This window comes from Halorubrum sp. ASP1 (assembly GCF_005435135.1).
Taxonomy (GTDB): domain Archaea; phylum Halobacteriota; class Halobacteria; order Halobacteriales; family Haloferacaceae; genus Halorubrum; species Halorubrum tropicale.
On record NZ_SGUA01000003.1, the window covers coordinates 158121 to 175152 of the forward strand.

Sequence of the window (17032 nt, forward strand, 5' to 3'; positions counted from 1 at the left end):
AGCGGACCGCTGCGGCTCGACGGCCTTACGAGCCGCCGTTCGCCCGCATCAGGAAGGTCCCGACGCCGGCCATCAGCAGGACGAACCCGGTCAGGAGCCCGACGAGCGCGATCGCCCCCGCCTCCGGGAGGACCGTCGACCCGCCGAAGGTGACCCCGATGGCGACCAGCCCGACGATGAACACCGCGGCCGCCGCCAGCGAGACCGCGATCTGCCGACGGAACTCCGCATCGATTTCCATGTTCGCGGCTTCCCGTCGCCGCTAAAAAAGGACTTCGATGAGGGCGGCACCCCGCTCTGGGCGCGAACAGGGCCGAACCGGGGCGAAACACCCGATTCTCCGCGGTTCGCCGGTGCGTTTACCAGTCTCGGGTCCCTATCTTCGGTCGAAGCGAGGCCCCCGCCTCGCGGTCGCCCATGACGCACACCCGAAACACAGCCGCGTCACCCGCCGATCCGAACCGCTCCGACACGCCCCGAGCGACGCGTTCGTCCCCGGCCGACGAGCGGGCCGAGCGGGCCCTCTCGGAGCCGATGACCGTCCGCCAGCTCCCGGACCGTCGGTACGTCGTCGACACCGACGGCGGCACGTACGTCGTTGCCCTCGACGCCGGGCGCTGTACCTGTCCCGACCACGCCATCCGCGGCGCCCGCTGTAAGCACCTGCGCCGCGTCGCGCTGTCGGTGACCGCCGGCGTCGTCCCCGCTCCCGACGAGCGCGTCGGCGCCTGCGCGGTCTGCGGGACGGCGACGTTCGTCCCCGCCGACGAGGGCGGGTCGTACCTCTGTGACGCCCACGCGTTCGACCCGGGAACCGTCGTCAGCGACCGCGAGACGGGCGACCGGCTCGTCGTGACCGCGGTCACGACCGAGCGCGCCGACGAGTACCGGACCGACGACGGCCGCCCCCTCGTCGACTACGCGTCGAACGCCGCGTACGGCGCCCACGAGCCCGCCGTCGAAGCCGTCTACGTCTCGTCGCTCCGTCCGGACTTCGCGCCCCGCGACGCGCGGACGTACGCCTTCCCGGCCTCGCGGCTCACCGCGCCAGAAACGTGATGTCCCGCCGCAGCGAGTACCCGCGCGGCACGCCGACGACCTCGACGCACTCCTCGCAGAGCACCCGCTCGTAGTCCCGGTTCGTGTCCTTCTCCAGCAGCGAGACGTCCGCGAGCGGGTACACCTCCCCGCACCGCGCGCACTCGGCTTTGTCTCCGTCGACGATGTTCATTACACACGTCTATCAGAGATTGACATATAAATTCGCGGACGACGTTATCACTCCGGATAGCGGGTCGTTGAAAAATCGGTACGGGTCGACGCGGTCGGCGTCGAGGGAGTCGCGCGCCGGCTCAGCCGAACAGCTCGCCGAGCCCTTCGCCGCCGTCGCCCTCGTCCTCGTCGTCGTCCGCCTCGTCGGCGGCGTCGGCCTCGTCGGCCTCGTCCTCGTCGTCGTCGTCCGCCTCGTCGGCGGCGTCGGCGTCGGCGGCGCCACCGGCGGACGCGCCGGCGGCCGGGGCCGCGGCGGCCGTCTCGATGGCCTCCTCGATGTCGACGTCCTCCAGCGCGGCGACGAGCGCCTTGACGCGGGACTCCTCGACGTCGACGCCGGCGGCTTCCAGCACGCCGGTGACGTTGTCTTCGTTGATCTCTTCGCCAGTCTCGTTCAGGATGAGCGCAGCGTAAACGTATTCCATTGGTGTGTACCTCGTGTTATCCGAACATCGCGCCGAGTCCTTCGCCGCCGTCGTCGCCGTCGTCGTCGGCGTCGTCGTCGGCCTCCTCGGCGTCTTCCGTGTTGTCGTCCGCCTGTTCCTCTTCCTCGTCGGCGTCGTCCGTCGCCGGCTCCGCGGCCGGCGCGGCCTCGACGCCCTGGAGCTCCTCGGGGAGCGCCTCCTCGTCGTCGATCTGCGCCGCGAGCGCGCGGAGCTGGGCGTCGGCCTTCCCGATCAGGTCGGGCACGACGTCCGGGCTCTCGATCTCCGCGAACAGGCCGACGGACTTCGCCTCGCCGGACGCCTTCGCGATGAGGGCGCCGGCGGTGGCGGCCGTCGGGTACGCGGCGTTGATCGAGAGGTTGCGCGCGGCGGCCGCGGCGGACCGGACGTCCGCCTCGTACTCGTCGACGTCGAGTTCGAGCTCGTCGGGCTCGAACAGCACGCCCTCGGAGTAGACGGCCTTCAGGTCGAGGCCGACCTCCTTGGGCTCGATGCCGAGCTCGACGAGGACGTTCGCGAGGTCGTCGTCGACGACCTCGCCCTCCTCCAGCACGGTCGAGTCCTCGGTCACCTTGATCGAGCCGTCCATGATGCGGGCGGCCGCGCCCACGGTCTGGAGCTCGCCGACGAACGGCCCCGGGTCGACGCCGGTGTCGCCCTCGGGGATCACGATGTCGTTGGGGGCCACCTCGCCCGCGTTGATCGGGGCGGGGGTCTTCGAGGCTTCGAGCTGCTTGAAGAGGCCGAACGGGTTGTCGTTGGTGCCGACGAGCGCCACCTGGCCGCTGACGTACTCCGTCAGCGCCTCGACGCCGTCGCCGACCTCCTCGAGCGCCCGGTTCGTGAGCGTGTTGCGGCTCATGCGGACGGCGGCCGAGCCGTGGAGCTCCCGGCGCATGGCCTGGAGCTGCCGGCTCGGGATGCCGGACACGCCGACGATCCCGACGGACTGGTAGGAGTCGATGAACTCGACGAGCTCGTCGACCTCCTCCCGCTTCCACTCGGGGATCGTCTCGGTCTTGCGGACCGAGCTCATACGGGCACCTCCTTCGCGGGACCCATCGTGGTCTTCACGTAGATCCCGTCGATGTTGAGCGGGCCCTTCTCGAGGTTCGCTTCGAGTCGCCGGATGATGACGTCGATGTTGTCCGAGATCGCGTCGGCGCCCATGTCCTCGGCGCCGACGCGGGTGTGGAACGTGCGCCGGTCGCGCGACCGGAGCTGCACCGTGTTCTTCATCCGGTTGACTGTGTCGACGACGTCGTCGTCCGGCTGCAGTGGGGTAGGCATCTTCCCGCGCGGACCGAGGACGGTACCGAGGTACCGACCGATGTCCTGCATCAGGTTGGCCTCGGCGACGAAGAAGTCGGTGTCGTCGGCGAGGTCCTTTGCGCGGTCGTCGTCGTCTCCGAGGTCTTCGAGGTCGTCGCTGTCGAGCACTTCGTCAGCGACCTCCTCTGCGCGGACGGCGGTTTCGCCCTCCGCGAAGACGACGATCTGTGTCTCCTGCCCCGTTCCAGCCGGCAGCACGACGGACTCGTCGATACGGTTCGACGGATCGTTGAGGTCGAGGTCTCGCAGGTTGATCGCGATGTCCACGGTCTCGCGGAAGTTCCGCTCGGGCGCATCGTCGAGTGCGAGGGTTACGGCCTCTTGTATTGTGTCTGCCATTTTCACCTCCGTAGTACGCAGGTCGCTCCTACGGGTCAGTGAAACAGGCGAAGCCTGTCTCATCGGAGAGTGGTTCATCGGAGGTTTAAAAGCGTCGAACCGCCGGTCGCCGTGTGAACCGGCGACAGGGCCGCTCCGGGTCGTTCGCGCGCTCACGTTCGGATCCGGCGCCCGTCGTCGGCCGCCGCGGGACGGATTCGACGGGCGTCGAAGGCCGAAACGTCGGATAGGGGAACCCTTTTGACGGCGGTCGCCGACCCACGAGGTAATGACGCAGGGTGGTCCGCCGTGACGATGGACGACCGTATCGAGGACCTCCGCGAGCGCCGCGAGCGGGCGGCGAAGGGCGGGGGCGAAGACCGGATCCAGTCGCAACACGACAAGGGGAAGATGACCGCCCGCGAGCGGATCGACTACTTCCTCGACGACGGCACCTTCCACGAGTTCGACCGGTTCCGCACCCACCGCAACCACACGTTCGGGATGGAGGAACAGCAGATCCCGGGCGACGGGGTGGTGACCGGCTACGGCGAGGTGAACGGCCGGAAGACGTTCGTGTTCGCGCACGACTTCACCGTCTTCGGCGGGTCGCTCGGCGAGGTGTTCGCCGAGAAGGTGTGTAAGGTGATGGACAAGGCGATGGACGTGGGCGCGCCGGTCGTCGGCCTCAACGACTCCGCGGGCGCCCGGATCCAGGAGGGGGTCGCCTCGCTCGGCGGCTTCGCGGAGATATTCCGGCGCAACACGGAGGCCTCGGGCGTGATCCCCCAGATCTCGGCGATCATGGGGCCGTGCGCGGGCGGCGCGGTGTACTCCCCCGCCATCACGGACTTCACCTTCATGGTGAAAGAAACCTCCCACATGTTCATCACCGGGCCGGACGTCATCGAGACGGTCACCGGCGAGGAGGTGAGCTTCGAGGAGCTCGGCGGCGCGGTCACCCACTCGTCGACCTCCGGCGTGGCGCACTTCGCCGAGGAGAGCGAGGAGGAGGCGCTCGACAACATCGCGCGGCTGCTGTCGTACCTCCCCGCGAACAACGTGGAGGACCCGCCGCGCGTCGAGCCGTGGGACGACCCGGAGCGCGCCGACGAGGAGCTCGCCGAGATCGTCCCCGACGCGCCCCGGAAGCCGTACGACATGAAGGACGTGATCGCGAGCGTCACCGACGAGGGCTCCTTCTTCGAGGTGCACGAGAACTTCGCGAAGAACATCGTCGTCGGCTTCGCCCGCCTCGACGGCCACTCCGTCGGCGTCGTCGCGAACAACCCCCGCGTGAACGCCGGCACGCTCGACATCGAGGCGAGTCAGAAGGGCGCGCGGTTCGTCCGCTTCTGCGACGCGTTCAACATCCCCATCGTCACCTTCGAGGACGTGCCCGGCTTCATGCCCGGCACGGACCAGGAGCACAACGGGATCATCCGCCACGGCGCGAAGCTGCTGTACGCCTTCTCGGAGGCGACCGTCCCCCTGCTCACCGTCATCACCCGGAAGGCGTACGGCGGCGCCTACTGCGTGATGTCGTCGAAGCACATCGGCGGCGACGTCAACTACGCGTGGCCCACCTCGGAGATCGCCGTGATGGGGCCGAAGGGCGCGGTCAACGTCCTCTACCGCGAGGAGCTGGCCGAGGCCGACGACCCCGACGCGCGCAGGCAGGAGCTCATCGACGAGTACCGCGAGGAGTTCGCGAACCCCTACACCGCCGCCGACCGCGGCTTCGTCGACGACGTGATCGAGCCGACCGAGACGCGCGCGCGCCTCGTGGAGGACCTGAAGATGCTGAAGGGGAAGAACTCGGACCAGCCCGCCAAGAAGCACGGCAACATCCCGATCTGATGGCGGCCGACGACCACCCGGACGAAAGGGGGGCGACCGACCCGGCGGCGACCGCCGACCCGGCGGCCGCGCTCGCCGGGCTCTCGATCCCCGACGACGCCCGCGACGACGAGGCGGCCGCCATCGCCGCCGCGGTCGCCGCCCACCTCCGCGACGGCGAACTCGCCGCCGCGGCCGCCGCGAGCGAGGCGGACGACGGCCGCGACGAGGACCGCTGGGCGTTCGCCGGCCGGATCGAGCGACTCCGCCGCCGCCGGGTGCGCGTCCCGGCCGACGCGCCCGCGGACCCGTGGACCGCGGCGGGCAGGAGCGACCGGTTCTGACGCGCCGACGCGCCGCTCCGCCTTTCGGCGTTCGTCCGCCCGACCCGTCCCTGGTCGAGTCCTCGACACGTCGAACGGCGCCGCCGGACGCGGCGGCGTCCGACCGCGTACATTCCCCCGACAGCGCGGCGTCGGTCCGCCGCGCCGTCGATCCGGCCTCTACTCAGAGCGCGTCCGCAGATACGTCCGCTGACATATATACCTGTGGTAGCGGCTCACGCGGTCGGCCGGCGCGCCCGCTCGTCGCCGGCGAGGACGCCGGCGGTCGCGCGGCCCGCGTCGGTCGCGTCCGTCGCCGTTACTCCGCCGTCTCGTCGCCGTCGTCGGGGTCGGTCGGGCCGCCTCGGCCGCCGAGGAGTCGATTGAGGACCACCGGCACGACGGCCACGAAGACGAGGAGCGCGCCGATCCGGACCGGCAGCGAGGCGTCGGTGGCCGCGGTGAGTCCGAGGTAGACGGCCGCGCCGACCAGCACGGACGGCAGCACGTACGGGTTTCCCGCGTCGAGCATGCCTCAACCTGGCGCCCGCGGTCCCCTTAACCGTCTCGGCACGGACCGACAGAGTTTGGTAGCAGTTGGTGGAAGAACCGACAGGAATGTTCGATAAGGTTCTCGTGGCGAACCGCGGCGAGATCGCGGTCCGGGTGATGCGCGCCTGTGCGGAGCTGGGCGTCGACACCGTCGCCGTCTACAGCGACGCCGACAAGCACGGCGGCCACGTCCGGTATGCGGACGAGGCGTACAACGTCGGGCCCGCCCGCGCGGCCGACTCGTACCTCGACGGCGAGGCCGTCGTCGAGGCGGCGCGGTCGGCCGGCGCGGACGCGATCCACCCCGGGTACGGCTTCCTCGCGGAGAACGCCGACTTCGCGGCCCGCGTCGAGGCCGCCGACGGGATCACCTGGGTCGGGCCGTCGAGCGACGCGATGGAGCGGCTGGGCGAGAAGACGCACGCGCGGCGCGTGATGGACGACGCCGACGTGCCGATCGTCCCCGGGACGACCGAGCCCGTCACCGACGCCGAGGCCGTCACGGACTTCGGCGACGAGCACGGCTACCCGGTCGCGATCAAGGCCGAGGGCGGCGGCGGCGGCCGCGGGATGAAGGTCGTCGAGGGCGCGGACGAGGCCGCGGAGGCGCTCGAGTCCGCCAAGCGCGAGGGCGAGGCGTACTTCTCGAACGACTCGGTGTACCTCGAACGCTACCTCCAGACCCCCCGCCACGTCGAGGTCCAGGTCGTCGCCGACGACCCGAACGGCTCGGTGAGCGAGAGCGACGTGGTCCACCTCGGCGAGCGCGACTGCTCGCTCCAGCGCCGCCACCAGAAGGTGATCGAGGAGGGGCCCTCCCCGGCGCTCTCCGACGAACTGCGCGAGAAGATCGGCGAGGCCGCCCGCCGCGGCGTCGCCGCCGCCGACTACACCAACGCCGGGACGGTCGAGTTCCTCGTCGAGGAGGACCCCGACCGCGACCCGTCGGAGCCGCTCGGTCCCGACACGCCGTTCTACTTCCTCGAAGTCAACACCCGGATCCAGGTCGAACACACCGTCACGGAGGAGCTGACGGGGATCGACATCGTCAAGGAACAGCTCCGGGTCGCCAGCGGCGAGGGCCTCTCGGTCTCGCAGGACGACGTGGAGCTCGAGGGCCACGCGATCGAGTTCCGGATCAACGCCGAGAACGCCGCCAACGACTTCCAGCCCGCCAACGAGGGGTCGCTGGAGACGTACGACCCGCCGGGCGGGATCGGCGTCCGCGTCGACGACGCGCTCCGCCAGGGCGACGAGCTGGTCACCGACTACGACTCGATGATCGCGAAGCTGATCGTCCGGGCCGGCGACCGCGAGGCGTGTCTCGCGCGCTCGAAGCGCGCGCTCGCGGAGTACGACCTGGAGGGCGTCGTCACCATCGTCCCGTTCCACCGGCTGATGCTCGACGACGAGCGCTTCGTCGACGGGACGCACACGACGAAGTACCTCGACGAGGAGCTCGACCGCGAGCTGGTCGCCGACGCGCAGGAGAAGTGGGGGACGGAGTCGGCCGCCGCGGGCGACGACGAGGAGGAAGCGGTGACCGAGCGCGAGTTCACCGTCGAGGTGAACGGCAAGCGCTTCGACGTGGAGTTAGAGGAGCGCGGCGCGCCCGCGATCCCGGTGCCCGAGAGCGGCGGCGGAAGCGGGAGCGGCGGACAGCAGCGCCCGCCGCAAGCCACCGACGACGACGGCGGCGACGATTCGGGCGTCGACGTGGCCGAGGGCGGCGAGGCCATCGACGCGGAGATGCAGGGGACGATCCTCTCGGTCGACGTCGACGAGGGCGACGAGGTCGCCGCCGGCGACGTGGTCTGCGTCCTCGAGGCGATGAAGATGGAGAACGACGTGGTCGCCGAGCGCGGCGGCACCGTCGCGAGCGTCCACGTCGGCGAGGGCGACAGCGTCGACATGGGCGACGTGCTGATCGTGCTGGAGTGAGCGGGCTACCGACCCCGGAGCCCCAGTAGCTCCCGCGTCTGCTCGGGCGTCGCCACGGGCCGCCCGAGTTCCTCGGCGAGCCGCGCCGCCCGCGCCACTAACTGCTCGTTCGTCGCCAGCTCGCCCCGCTCGTAGTACCGGTTGTCCTCTAAGCCCACCCGGACGTGCCCGCCGAGCAGCAGCGGCTGGGTCGTCATCGGGAGCTGGTGCGGGCCGAACCCGACCACGTTGAAACCCCGCGTCGGGGCGCACGCTCCGCTCCGTTCCGAGCCGATTCGATCCGGTCCGATCTGACCGACGCTGTTTAACCGACCGCCCGAGAACGGATGGCCATGGAGCCGGTCGACGACTGGCGGTCGGCGATCGACGAGGCCGGAGAGCTGACCGGCCCGATCGCGGCGGCGATCGTCGATGCCCACGGCGACCGGGGACAGCGCGCCATCGAGGCGGTCGGCGAGGGTCGCGTGAAGCGTTACCGCGACTTCACCGTCGTCGTGGGCCACGAGGACGAGTACGTCGTCGAGGGGGGAGAGTGTAACTGCGCGGACGCGACGTACAACCTCGACGCCGACGACCCCGACCAGCGCTGCTGGCACGCCATCGCGGTCGACGTCGCGGACGCGCTCGACGCCGTCGACCACCACGACATGTGGTACTCCGAGGTCCGCGAGTTCCTGTGAGGCCGCCGGGGTCCGCGCCCCGCCGCGCTCCCCGCTCTCTCCCCGTCTCGAAGCAGCCGCCGCTCGCCCGCGTGAATCGGCCGTTTTCGCGAACTTCGGTCTGAGAGTCGAAAACGTTTACAACGGCGGCCGGTCTCCCCTACGGTATGGCGGACTGTCCACTCGCCGACGACTGCCCCAGCTTCGACGAACGGATCCAGGGGATGGGGTGTCAACACTACGGCAACAAAGGCGGCGCGGAGTGGTGTAACCACTACGACATGCCGATCTACGAGCTGAAACAGCAGCCGGTCCAGCCCGGCGAGGCGGTCGTCGTCGAGGTCGACGACATCCACGAGAGCGGCGCCGGCGTCGGCCGCACCGACGACGGGTTCATCGTCCTCGTCGACGGGCTGCTCCCCCCGGCGCGCGCCGAGGTCAAGATCCACCGCGTGAAGTCGAGCCACGCGACGGCGCAAGAAGTGGTCGAGCGCCTCCCGGACGACCCGGACGAGGAGTCCGACGGCGAGGCCGCGGACGGCGACGAGGGGGACGACGAGGACGCGGACGACGAGCGCAGCCGCCGCGACCGCCCGGACCGCGAACGGCTCGGCAGCCGCGAGAACTTCTGGGGCAAGTGACGGCGTCCCGGGGGAGCCCCGCCCCACGGACAGTCCGGACGCCGTCGATTCTCCGCGCGACACGCGCCCGTCTCCGCCCGCCCGCGAATCCGCCGTTTTTTGACGGCCCGGCCCGTCGGTGACCACATGGTGGCAGACGAGGAGCGGCCGGATCCGGCGGACGTCGACGCCGATTCGATTCTGGAGCGAGCCGGCTTCGACGCCGACGAGAGCGTGCTCACCCGTCGGCAGGCCGAAGTGCTGGCGCTCCGCGAGCGCGGGCTCCGGCAGTCAGACATCGCGGACCGCCTCGGCACCTCGCGGGCGAACGTCTCCAGCGTCGAGGCGAGCGCCCGCGACAACGTCGAGCGCGCCCGCGAGACGGTCGCGTTCGCGGAGGCGCTGTCGGCCCCGGTCCGCGTCGAGATCGACGCCGGGACCGACCTCTACGACGCGCCCAAGCGCGTGTACGACGCCTGCGACGAGGCGGGCGTGAAGGTGAACCAGACCGCGCCCGAGCTGATGAAGTCGATCGGCGACCGCGCGGGCGACGCGGTCCGCGGCCGCGAGGTCCGCAACCGGCTCTTCGTGACGGTCGCCGCCGACGGACGGATCCGCGTCCGCCGGCCGTAGCCGCTCGTTTCGCCCGCCGGCCGCCCCGTTACTCCCCGTCGATCCGCTCCGCGACGCCGACGAGCGTCGCGCCCGCGGTGACGGTCGCCTCCCGCGCGACCGAGTACGCGATCCCGTCGCGGTCGGCGCGCGCGACCTGGAGCGTCTCGAACGTCGTCGGGTCGAACACCTCGCCGACCCGCTCGCCCGCCGCGACGCGGTCGCCGACGGCGAGGTCGGGCTCGGGGACGAACAGCCCGGAGTCGTCGGCGATCACGCGGCCGAGGTGGTTGCGCGCCACGACGCCGTCCCACGGGTCGGGATCGCCGCCGAGCAGCCCCTCGCGTCGGAGGACGCCGAGGGTTCCCGCCACGCCGGTCTCGACCGCCCCGGGCACGATCTCCTTGCTGTGGGCGAGCTCGGGCGTGATCGTCGGGATCCCCTCGCGCGTGGCCGCGACGCGGAGCTTCCCGGCGAAGCCGCGCTCGTCCCACTCGGTGTCCGCGTCGTCGCCCGCGGCCTCCGCGAGCAGGAGGTCGGTGCCGAACGCCTCCGCGAGCCCGCGGCAGGCGTCGTCGCCGCGCATGTACACCGTGTGCGTCGCCATCGACGGCGACCCGGTGTGGAGGTCGACGATCGCGTCCGCCTCGCTCGCGAACGCCCAGAGCCGGGCCGCCATCCGCTCGTGGAGCGACCCCTCGGGGTCGCCGGGCCAACAGCGGTTCATGTTCGGCTGCCGCGAGTCGAGCGACTCCGGCGTCGTGTACGAGGCGCGGTCGAAGGTGAGCGGGTCGGCGACGGGCACCGCCACGAGCGTCCCGTCGAGGTCGGCGGCGCTCGGTCCGTCGGCGCGCTCCGCGTCGCCGGTACCGGACCCCTCCGCCGCGTCGCCCGTGAGCCGGTCGTGGAGGCGCCGGAGGACCGCCGTCCCGTTCACCTCGCGGCCGTGCTGGGCCGCCTGCGCGTACACGACGGGACCGTCGCCCGGCGCGTCGAGGACGGGGCCGTCGTCGCCGTCGACGAGCCGCCCCTCGCCGTACGCGTGGACGGTCGTCCGGATCGGTACGCCAGAGGGGAGCCGCGCGAGGGTGAGGGTACGACTGGTGTGCACGGTTCGGATCGGGGCGGCGCGGAGTTATACGTCCGGGGTGCGAGCGCGACGCGGTCGCCCCGGGTCGCCGGCCGCGGCGGCCTCGACCGCGGACGCTAAGGCCGTGGCCCGCGCATCCCGTCCCATGCGGGTCACCCTCCTCGGGACGGGCGACACGACGGGGACGCCGACCGTCGGCTGCGACTGCGACACCTGCGAGGCGGCCCGCGAGCGCGGGGTGTCGCGGTCGCGCTTCTCCGTCCACGTCGCCAACGAGCGCACCGGCGAGTCGCTGCTCGTCGACTTCAGTCCCGACTTCAGACAGCAGTTCCTCGCGGCCGACGTCCCCCTCCCGGACGCCGGGCTCGTGACGCACATCCACTTCGACCACCTCGACGGGCTGGGGAACGTCTACCGGCTCGTCGACGGGCTCCCGGTCCACGCGCCGAACGAGACGGACCCCGCGACCGACGAGAGCGTCGCGGAGACGATCCGGCGCAAGTACGACTACCTCGAAGACCGGATCGGCGTCCACGCCCGCGACCCGTTCGAGCCGTTCGAGACCTGCGGCTTCGAGGTGCGGTTCGTCCCCGTCGACCACCCGCCGCTCGTCTGTTACGGGGTCGTGATCGAGGACCCCGAGACGGGCGCGACGCTCTCGCTCACCGGCGACACCAGCTACGACGTGCCGGAGCGCTCCCGCGACGCGCTCGCCGGCGCGGACCTCCTGCTCGCCGACGCCATCGTCCCCGCGTCGCTGTGCGAACACCACCCGATCGGCGGGCGCCACGAGGGGCCAGACGGCGTCCCGCGGACCTTCGGCACGAAGCACATGACCCGGGAGGGGGCGCTCGCGCTCGCCGACGAGCTCGACGCCGACCGCACCCGCCTGGTCCACCTCGCGCACTACTACCCGGCCGACGAGGCGTTCGCGGAGCCGCTGGCGGTCGACGGCGAAGTGTACGAGCTGTGAGTCACGGCGCGCCGCGGGCTGTACCCTTTTGTCTCGCTAGCGCCTATCGCGCGTAGATGGCCGCGACGGACCGCCTCCGGACCGCGCTCGACCGCGTAGAGCCGCCGCCGCGCGCGGTCGACTGGTCGCTGTTCGCGTTCGTCGTCGCCGAGGCGCTCACCGGGCTGGTCTCGTTCACCGTCGGCGTCCCCGAGGGGTGGCCGCTGTTCTGGCTCCACCGCGCGCTCGGCGTCGGCATCGTCGCGCTGCTCGCGTGGAAGCTCGCGCGCGTCCGCCGCCGGCTCACCGACCCGAACCTGTGGCGGCGGTCGACCGCGCTCTCCGTCCTGACGCTCGTCGCCGCCGTCGGCGCCATCGGGACCGGGGTCGCGTGGGTGTTCGGCCTCGACGTGCGGATCTCCTACTGGACGCTGCTCTCGGTTCACGTCGGGTTCGGCCTCGCGCTGGTCCCGCTCGTGGCCGCCCACGCGTCCACTCGGTTCCGGCTCCCGCGCCGCGTCGACTTCGAGCGCCGGCGCACCGCCGTCACCTACTTCGCGCTGCTGGCGGCCGGCGGCGCGACCTACCGGATCCAGCAGGGGGTCAACGACGCGCTCGACACCGCCGGCGCCGACCGCCGGTTCACCGGCTCGCAGCCGCGCGAGGGCGCGGGCAACGGCGCCTTCCCGATCACCTCGTGGGTGGCCGACGACCCGGACCCCATCGACCGCGACGACTACCGACTGACCGTCGCGGGGCTCGTCAGCGACCCCGTCGAGCTGACCGCCGACGAACTGGCGGCGGGCCACGAGACGGAGGCGCTGCTCGACTGTACGAGCGGCTGGTACACGGTCCAGGAGTGGGGCGGGATCCGCGTCGGCGACCTGCTCGACGCCGCCGGCGACCTCGACGACGACGCGGCGTACGTCCGGTTCACGTCCGTGACGGGCTACCGCTGGAGCCTCCCGATCGAAGAGGCCGAGGACGCCCTGCTCGCGACGCACGTCGGCGGCGAGCGACTCTCACACGGCCACGGCGCGCCGGCGCGGCTGGTCGCGCCCGACCGCCGCGGCTTCCAGTGGGTGAAGTGGGTGACGCGCGTGGAGGTCCGCGCGGAGTACGACCTCGGGCAGTGGGTGGTGACGCTGGTGAGCGGGTTCGACTGAGCCCCTTCAGACGAAATCGAAATCGAGTGCGTCACGAATCCCGTCGACGTTGAAGTCGGTGTCCGACACGGCGAGCCGTTCGTCTTGTGCGACGGCGGCCCCCGCGATGAAAGCGTCGCGGGCCGCGAGGGGATCTCCTCGATCACGGAGCGCATCCTGAAGCACCGCCGCTTCGCGAGCGACTGCCGCCGACGTATCGATCACATCTATCCAGTCCAGCGCCTCGTCGACCGCGCCGAGGTCCGTCGCTCCCGACTTGAACACCTCTCCTTGATACACTTCGAACAGCACGAGCGGCGGTGCGACCGCACGCTCGTCAGCGTGAGACTCGACATACTCGACGGCGGAGGATCGTCCCGCGAGGTAATCGATGAGGACGCTACTATCGTACAGGGTCACCGCGAGTCGACCCCGCGTTTCATCTCCCGGCGTTTCTCTCGGGCGCGCTCCGGCGCGTCGCTTCCCTCCCACAGGCCGGCCCCGGACCGGATATCCTCGCGGCGCTCGCGAAGCAACCGCGTCAGCAGGTCGTCGAAGGTCTCGTCGTCGCCTTTCAGTGAGGCGAGCGCGGCGTGTGTCTCCTCGTCGACGCGGATGCTCTTGCTCATGTCTACTCGTATACTACCTCGTATACAATATCCTTTCGCCGCTGTTGTCGTTCGTCCCCTCGATCAACGCTACTCGTACTCGCTGCCGACGACCTCGCGGATGCGCTCCGCGGTCACCTGCCCGACGCCGTCGACCTCCAGGAGGTCCGCCTCGCGCGCGGTCATCACGGCCTCGACGGTGCCGAAGTGCTCCAGGAGCGACCGGGCGGTGACGGGACCGATGTCGGCGATGGAGGAGACGACGTACTCCTGCTGTTCCGCGCGGGTCTTCGTCGTCTTCTCGCCGTGGACGCTCACCTCGCGGTCGCGCGTCTCCTGCTCGCGCCCGGCGATGGTGGCGAGCAGCTCGGTGGTGTCCCCCTCGTCCTCGGTGCGGAGCACGCTCACGTCGAAGTCGACCGCGAGCGACGCCAGCGCGCCGCGGATCGCGTTGGGATCGATGTCGCGCTGCCCGTAGAGGTTCGTGCCCTCGACGACCATCACGGGACGGGCGTACGCCCGCGAGAGCTCGCCGACCTGCTCGAACATCGAGCGGTCGGCGTCGAGCATGGAGTCGACGAAGTCGGCCGCCGACTTGCGCTCGACGGCGACCCGGTCGGAGAGCACGTAGTCGCCGACCGCGAGCGTCTCCAGCCGGGTGACGAGCCCGTCGCGCGTCGAGAGGTCCTTGGCGATGGAGGAGTCGAGCTCGCGCTGGTCGACGACGACCTCGACGCCGTCCTCGACCCCGGCGGTCGCGACGACGCCGTCGTCGTCGGAATCGGCTGCGGCCTCCTCGCTCTCGCCGGTGGCGTCGCCGTCGCCTTCGTCGCTCTCGCGCACCGCCTCCGCGAAGTCGGTGAGGCCGGCGTCGCCGCCGTCGTCCGCGCCGGTCTCCCCCTCGCCGCCGGCGTCCTCGGTCGACTCCGCGTCCCCGCCGGATTCGTTTGTGAACGCGTCGAGGCCGGCCTGTCCGTCGTCGCCGACGGAGTCCTCGATGTCGTCGGTCGCCGCTTTCAGCTCCGCGAGCTGGCTGGCCATCTCCTTCTCGCGGCGGCGCGAGATCCAGAAGAACGCCTCGTCGCGGGTGTCCTCGGCCATCAGGACGACCACCTTCCCCTCGGCCTGCCGGCCGGTTCGGCCCTTGCGCTGGATCGACCGGATCGCGGTCGGGACGGGCTCGTAGAAGCAGACGAGGTCGACCTCGGGCACGTCGAGCCCCTCCTCGGCGACGGAGGTGGAGACGAGCACCTCGAACTCGCCGGCCTTGAACTCGTCGAGCGTCTCCTGCTGCTGTTTTTGGGTCATCCCGTCGGAGCCGTCCTTGTCGCCCTGCCCGACGAACTTCCGCACGTCGAAGCTCGCGGAGAGGAAGTCCACGAGCGCCTCCGCGGTGTCGCGCGACTCGGTGAACAGGATGGCGCGCTCGCCGCCGTCGATCCCGAGCGTCTCGGCGAGCAGGATCCGGGCCTTCGAGAACTTCGGGTGGAGCCCGTCGAACGACTCCGCCTTCCGCATCGCTTCGCGCACCTTCGGGTCCGCGACCATCCGCTGGCTCGCCTTCGAGGCGCCCGACGAGCGGGCGGCCTCGCGCTGGCGCTCGAAGTAGCGCCGGACGGACTCGACCGACTGCGTCTCGACCAGCTCGGTCGCGCGCCGGAGCTTCATCACCTCGGCGTGGGTGCTCATCCCCTTGTACCCGTCAGACTGGTCGTTGTCCATCATCTGCTTCAGCTGCCCCCGCATCTTGTTGAGGTCCTTCTGCGAGAGGTCGGGGTTCGTCGTGTTCGTCACCCCGAGCCGCTTCAGCTTCTCTAACCGGTCCGTGATCACCTCGTTGAGGGCGTCGCGGATCGCGAGGACCTCGTCCGGGAGGGTGACCTGCTCCCACTGGACGTCGGTGTCGTGCGTGTACTCGTCGACGTCCGCGTCCTCCTCGGTCATCACCTCGACGTTGCCGAGCCCGAGGTTCTCACAGACCGTCTCGATCTCCTCGGTGTCGCCGCCCGGAGACGCGGACATGCCGGTGACGAGCGGGTCGGCCGCGTCGGCGCGGTACCGCTCCGCGATGTAGACGTACGCGTAGTCGCCGGTCGCGCGGTGGCACTCGTCGAAGGTGAGGTGCGTCACGTCCGCGAGCGAGATCCGGTTGCCGACGAGGTCGTTCTCGACGACCTGCGGGGTCGCGATCACGACCCGCGCGTCGTCCCACAGCGCGGCGCGGTCGGCGGGCTTCACGTCGCCGGTAAACACGACGATCTCCTCGTCCGGAATCTGCAGCGCCTCGCGGTAGAAGTCTGCGTGCTGCTGGACGAGCGGCTTGGTCGGGGCCAAAAAGAGCGCCTTCCCGCCCGCCTCGCGGAGCCGCTCGGCGGTGACGAGCAGGCTGACCGTCGTCTTGCCGAGGCCGGTCGGCAGACAGACCAGCGTGTGTTCGTCGGCGGCGGCGTCCGCCAGCTGGAGCTGGTACCGGCGTCGCTGCAAGAACCCGTCGACGAGCAGATCCCTGTCGATCCCGGCGGCCTCGGTCCCCATCGGCGGTGCTTCGCCGCCGTCGGCCTAAAGCCTTCGCGAAGCGGGGTGAAAGTTATCCGTCGGCGGAGCGCTCCTCGCGGAGCTCTTCCGGAACGTCCTCGTCGACCAGCTGTGCCCACTCAGCGAGCCGGTCGCCGGATCGGGTTTTCGCACTCATCACGCGACGGATCTCCGTGATACGTCTTAACAGTTGCCCCGATTCTACATGATTTAGCACGGGTCCGGCCGGATCTCGCCGGTCGGTCGACCGCGACGCGCGCCGCCTCCGGTCGGAAGGGCCCGCTCGGCGCTCGGGCCGACTCGCACGCCTTTTACCGCTCACGCGCCTCCGACCGCCATGAGCAACCTCGACGAGTTCCTCGCGGGCGAGCGGCTCGACGACGTGGTCTTCTACCTGAGCGACGAGTACCTCGACGACGACTCCCGGCTGCGCGCGGTCGGGACCGAGACGGCTGGCGGCGTGCGACTGATCCTCGACGGCGAGACCGGGCGGTCCGCGTTCCAGGCCGGCACGGGCATGGGCGCGATGGAGTTCGCGAAGACGGCGATGGACGCCGACGGCGAGATCGCGCGCTCGCTCGACGACGGAGCGTGCCCGTTCGCGGACGACGCCGACGCCGACGACCACGCGATCCGGTTCGTCTTCGCGTTCGCGGAGGCGCAGAACGAGGAGGTCGGCGGCCTCTACGCCGAGGGCGACGTGGTCCACGCGTACGCCCACTGCACGTGCGGCGAGAGCTACTCGCACAAGTGGGTGATCGGCGACCGCGACGACTGAAGTCTGGGCG

20 protein-coding genes and 1 pseudogene are annotated in these 17032 nt (G+C 71.0%); 10 read left to right on the top strand and 11 right to left on the bottom strand.

Annotated features, from left to right (window positions below):
* Nucleotides 1-25 precede the first annotated feature (25 nt).
* Nucleotides 26-241 (bottom strand): DUF7472 family protein, encoded by a 216-nt coding sequence (locus tag EXE48_RS05710; RefSeq protein ID WP_053770426.1) that lies wholly within the window; start codon nucleotides 239-241, stop codon nucleotides 26-28.
* A gap of 176 nt (nucleotides 242-417) precedes the next feature.
* On the opposite strand from EXE48_RS05710, the gene EXE48_RS05715 reads away from it, so the two are divergent.
* The gene (locus EXE48_RS05715) at nucleotides 418-1059 is read left to right on the top strand and encodes an SWIM zinc finger family protein (protein ID WP_121599972.1); all 642 of its coding nucleotides are present in this window, start codon (nucleotides 418-420) and stop codon (nucleotides 1057-1059) included.
* On the opposite strand, the gene EXE48_RS05720 is transcribed toward EXE48_RS05715, so the two are convergent.
* The 4 genes from EXE48_RS05720 to EXE48_RS05735 all read right to left on the bottom strand — a co-directional run bounded on the left by EXE48_RS05720 (nucleotide 1040) and on the right by EXE48_RS05735 (nucleotide 3389).
* Nucleotides 1040-1231 carry a hypothetical protein gene (locus EXE48_RS05720; protein ID WP_053770428.1) on the bottom strand — a complete coding sequence of 64 codons (192 nt, stop codon included), beginning with the start codon at nucleotides 1229-1231 and terminating at the stop codon, nucleotides 1040-1042. The two genes, EXE48_RS05715 and EXE48_RS05720, sit on opposite strands and share 20 nt — an antisense overlap.
* 121 nt (nucleotides 1232-1352) lie before the next feature.
* Nucleotides 1353-1697: a 50S ribosomal protein P1 gene (gene rpl12p, locus EXE48_RS05725; RefSeq protein WP_053770429.1), complete on the bottom strand. Its 345-nt coding sequence runs from the start codon at nucleotides 1695-1697 to the stop codon at nucleotides 1353-1355.
* Nucleotides 1698-1713: 16 nt separating this feature from the next.
* A complete protein-coding gene (locus EXE48_RS05730; protein ID WP_053770430.1) occupies nucleotides 1714-2754 on the bottom strand; it encodes a 50S ribosomal protein L10 in 1041 nt (346 codons plus the stop codon).
* Nucleotides 2751-3389 (bottom strand): 50S ribosomal protein L1, encoded by a 639-nt coding sequence (locus EXE48_RS05735; protein WP_053770431.1) that lies wholly within the window; start codon nucleotides 3387-3389, stop codon nucleotides 2751-2753. Before EXE48_RS05735 ends, EXE48_RS05730 begins: the two co-directional genes overlap by 4 nt.
* A 294-nt stretch (nucleotides 3390-3683) precedes the next feature.
* On the opposite strand from EXE48_RS05735, the gene EXE48_RS05740 reads away from it, so the two are divergent.
* Together EXE48_RS05740 and EXE48_RS05745 are read left to right on the top strand one after the other, a co-directional pair.
* Nucleotides 3684-5228, top strand: a complete 1545-nt coding sequence (locus tag EXE48_RS05740) for an acyl-CoA carboxylase subunit beta (RefSeq protein WP_053770432.1) — start codon at nucleotides 3684-3686, stop codon at nucleotides 5226-5228.
* Complete coding sequence (locus EXE48_RS05745) at nucleotides 5228-5551, top strand: DUF8022 family protein (RefSeq protein ID WP_053770433.1); 324 nt, start codon at nucleotides 5228-5230, stop codon at nucleotides 5549-5551. Before EXE48_RS05740 ends, EXE48_RS05745 begins: the two co-directional genes overlap by 1 nt.
* Before the next feature lie 298 nt (nucleotides 5552-5849).
* Here EXE48_RS05745 and EXE48_RS05750 read toward each other — a convergent pair whose 3' ends face one another.
* On the bottom strand, nucleotides 5850-6062 hold the full coding sequence (locus tag EXE48_RS05750) for a DUF7987 family protein (RefSeq protein ID WP_053770434.1): 213 nt from the start codon (nucleotides 6060-6062) through the stop codon (nucleotides 5850-5852).
* A gap of 86 nt (nucleotides 6063-6148) precedes the next feature.
* On the opposite strand from EXE48_RS05750, the gene EXE48_RS05755 reads away from it, so the two are divergent.
* Nucleotides 6149-8023 (top strand): ATP-binding protein, encoded by a 1875-nt coding sequence (locus EXE48_RS05755; protein WP_137705016.1) that lies wholly within the window; start codon nucleotides 6149-6151, stop codon nucleotides 8021-8023.
* Nucleotides 8024-8028: 5 nt separating this feature from the next.
* Here EXE48_RS05755 and EXE48_RS19305 read toward each other — a convergent pair.
* Nucleotides 8029-8256: pseudogene (locus tag EXE48_RS19305) on the bottom strand (3-keto-5-aminohexanoate cleavage protein); the annotation flags it as partial.
* 99 nt (nucleotides 8257-8355) lie between these two features.
* Here EXE48_RS19305 and EXE48_RS05765 point away from each other — a divergent pair.
* The 3 genes from EXE48_RS05765 (at nucleotide 8356) to EXE48_RS05775 (ending at nucleotide 9935) form a co-directional block, all read left to right on the top strand.
* Nucleotides 8356-8703, top strand: coding sequence for a hypothetical protein (locus tag EXE48_RS05765; RefSeq protein ID WP_053770437.1), 348 nt, complete (start codon nucleotides 8356-8358; stop codon nucleotides 8701-8703).
* 146 nt (nucleotides 8704-8849) lie between these two features.
* On the top strand, nucleotides 8850-9323 hold the full coding sequence (locus tag EXE48_RS05770) for a TRAM domain-containing protein (RefSeq protein WP_053770438.1): 474 nt from the start codon (nucleotides 8850-8852) through the stop codon (nucleotides 9321-9323).
* 126 nt (nucleotides 9324-9449) lie between these two features.
* Nucleotides 9450-9935 (top strand): Tfx family DNA-binding protein, encoded by a 486-nt coding sequence (locus tag EXE48_RS05775; protein WP_053770439.1) that lies wholly within the window; start codon nucleotides 9450-9452, stop codon nucleotides 9933-9935.
* Nucleotides 9936-9963: 28 nt separating this feature from the next.
* Here EXE48_RS05775 and EXE48_RS05780 read toward each other — a convergent pair whose 3' ends face one another.
* Nucleotides 9964-11025, bottom strand: a complete 1062-nt coding sequence (locus EXE48_RS05780; protein ID WP_137710964.1) for a succinylglutamate desuccinylase/aspartoacylase family protein — start codon at nucleotides 11023-11025, stop codon at nucleotides 9964-9966.
* Between the two features lie 124 nt (nucleotides 11026-11149).
* Between EXE48_RS05780 and EXE48_RS05785 the strand changes: the two genes are divergently transcribed.
* Together EXE48_RS05785 and EXE48_RS05790 are read left to right on the top strand one after the other, a co-directional pair.
* Nucleotides 11150-11977: an MBL fold metallo-hydrolase gene (locus EXE48_RS05785; RefSeq protein ID WP_053770441.1), complete on the top strand. Its 828-nt coding sequence runs from the start codon at nucleotides 11150-11152 to the stop codon at nucleotides 11975-11977.
* 56 nt (nucleotides 11978-12033) lie between these two features.
* On the top strand, nucleotides 12034-13122 hold the full coding sequence (locus EXE48_RS05790; RefSeq protein ID WP_137710965.1) for a molybdopterin-dependent oxidoreductase: 1089 nt from the start codon (nucleotides 12034-12036) through the stop codon (nucleotides 13120-13122).
* A gap of 6 nt (nucleotides 13123-13128) precedes the next feature.
* Here the strand turns inward: EXE48_RS05790 and EXE48_RS05795 are convergent, their stop codons facing one another.
* The 3 genes from EXE48_RS05795 to EXE48_RS05805 all read right to left on the bottom strand — a co-directional run bounded on the left by EXE48_RS05795 (nucleotide 13129) and on the right by EXE48_RS05805 (nucleotide 16244).
* Nucleotides 13129-13521 carry a PIN domain-containing protein gene (locus EXE48_RS05795; protein ID WP_137710966.1) on the bottom strand — a complete coding sequence of 131 codons (393 nt, stop codon included), beginning with the start codon at nucleotides 13519-13521 and terminating at the stop codon, nucleotides 13129-13131.
* A complete protein-coding gene (locus tag EXE48_RS05800) occupies nucleotides 13518-13730 on the bottom strand; it encodes a DUF7557 family protein (protein WP_053770444.1) in 213 nt (70 codons plus the stop codon). Before EXE48_RS05800 ends, EXE48_RS05795 begins: the two co-directional genes overlap by 4 nt.
* A gap of 69 nt (nucleotides 13731-13799) precedes the next feature.
* Nucleotides 13800-16244 (bottom strand): DEAD/DEAH box helicase, encoded by a 2445-nt coding sequence (locus EXE48_RS05805; RefSeq protein WP_137710967.1) that lies wholly within the window; start codon nucleotides 16242-16244, stop codon nucleotides 13800-13802.
* A gap of 337 nt (nucleotides 16245-16581) precedes the next feature.
* Here EXE48_RS05805 and EXE48_RS05810 point away from each other — a divergent pair, with 337 nt between their 5' ends.
* On the top strand, nucleotides 16582-17022 hold the full coding sequence (locus tag EXE48_RS05810; protein ID WP_053770446.1) for a DUF5807 family protein: 441 nt from the start codon (nucleotides 16582-16584) through the stop codon (nucleotides 17020-17022).
* Nucleotides 17023-17032: the final 10 nt, after the last annotated feature.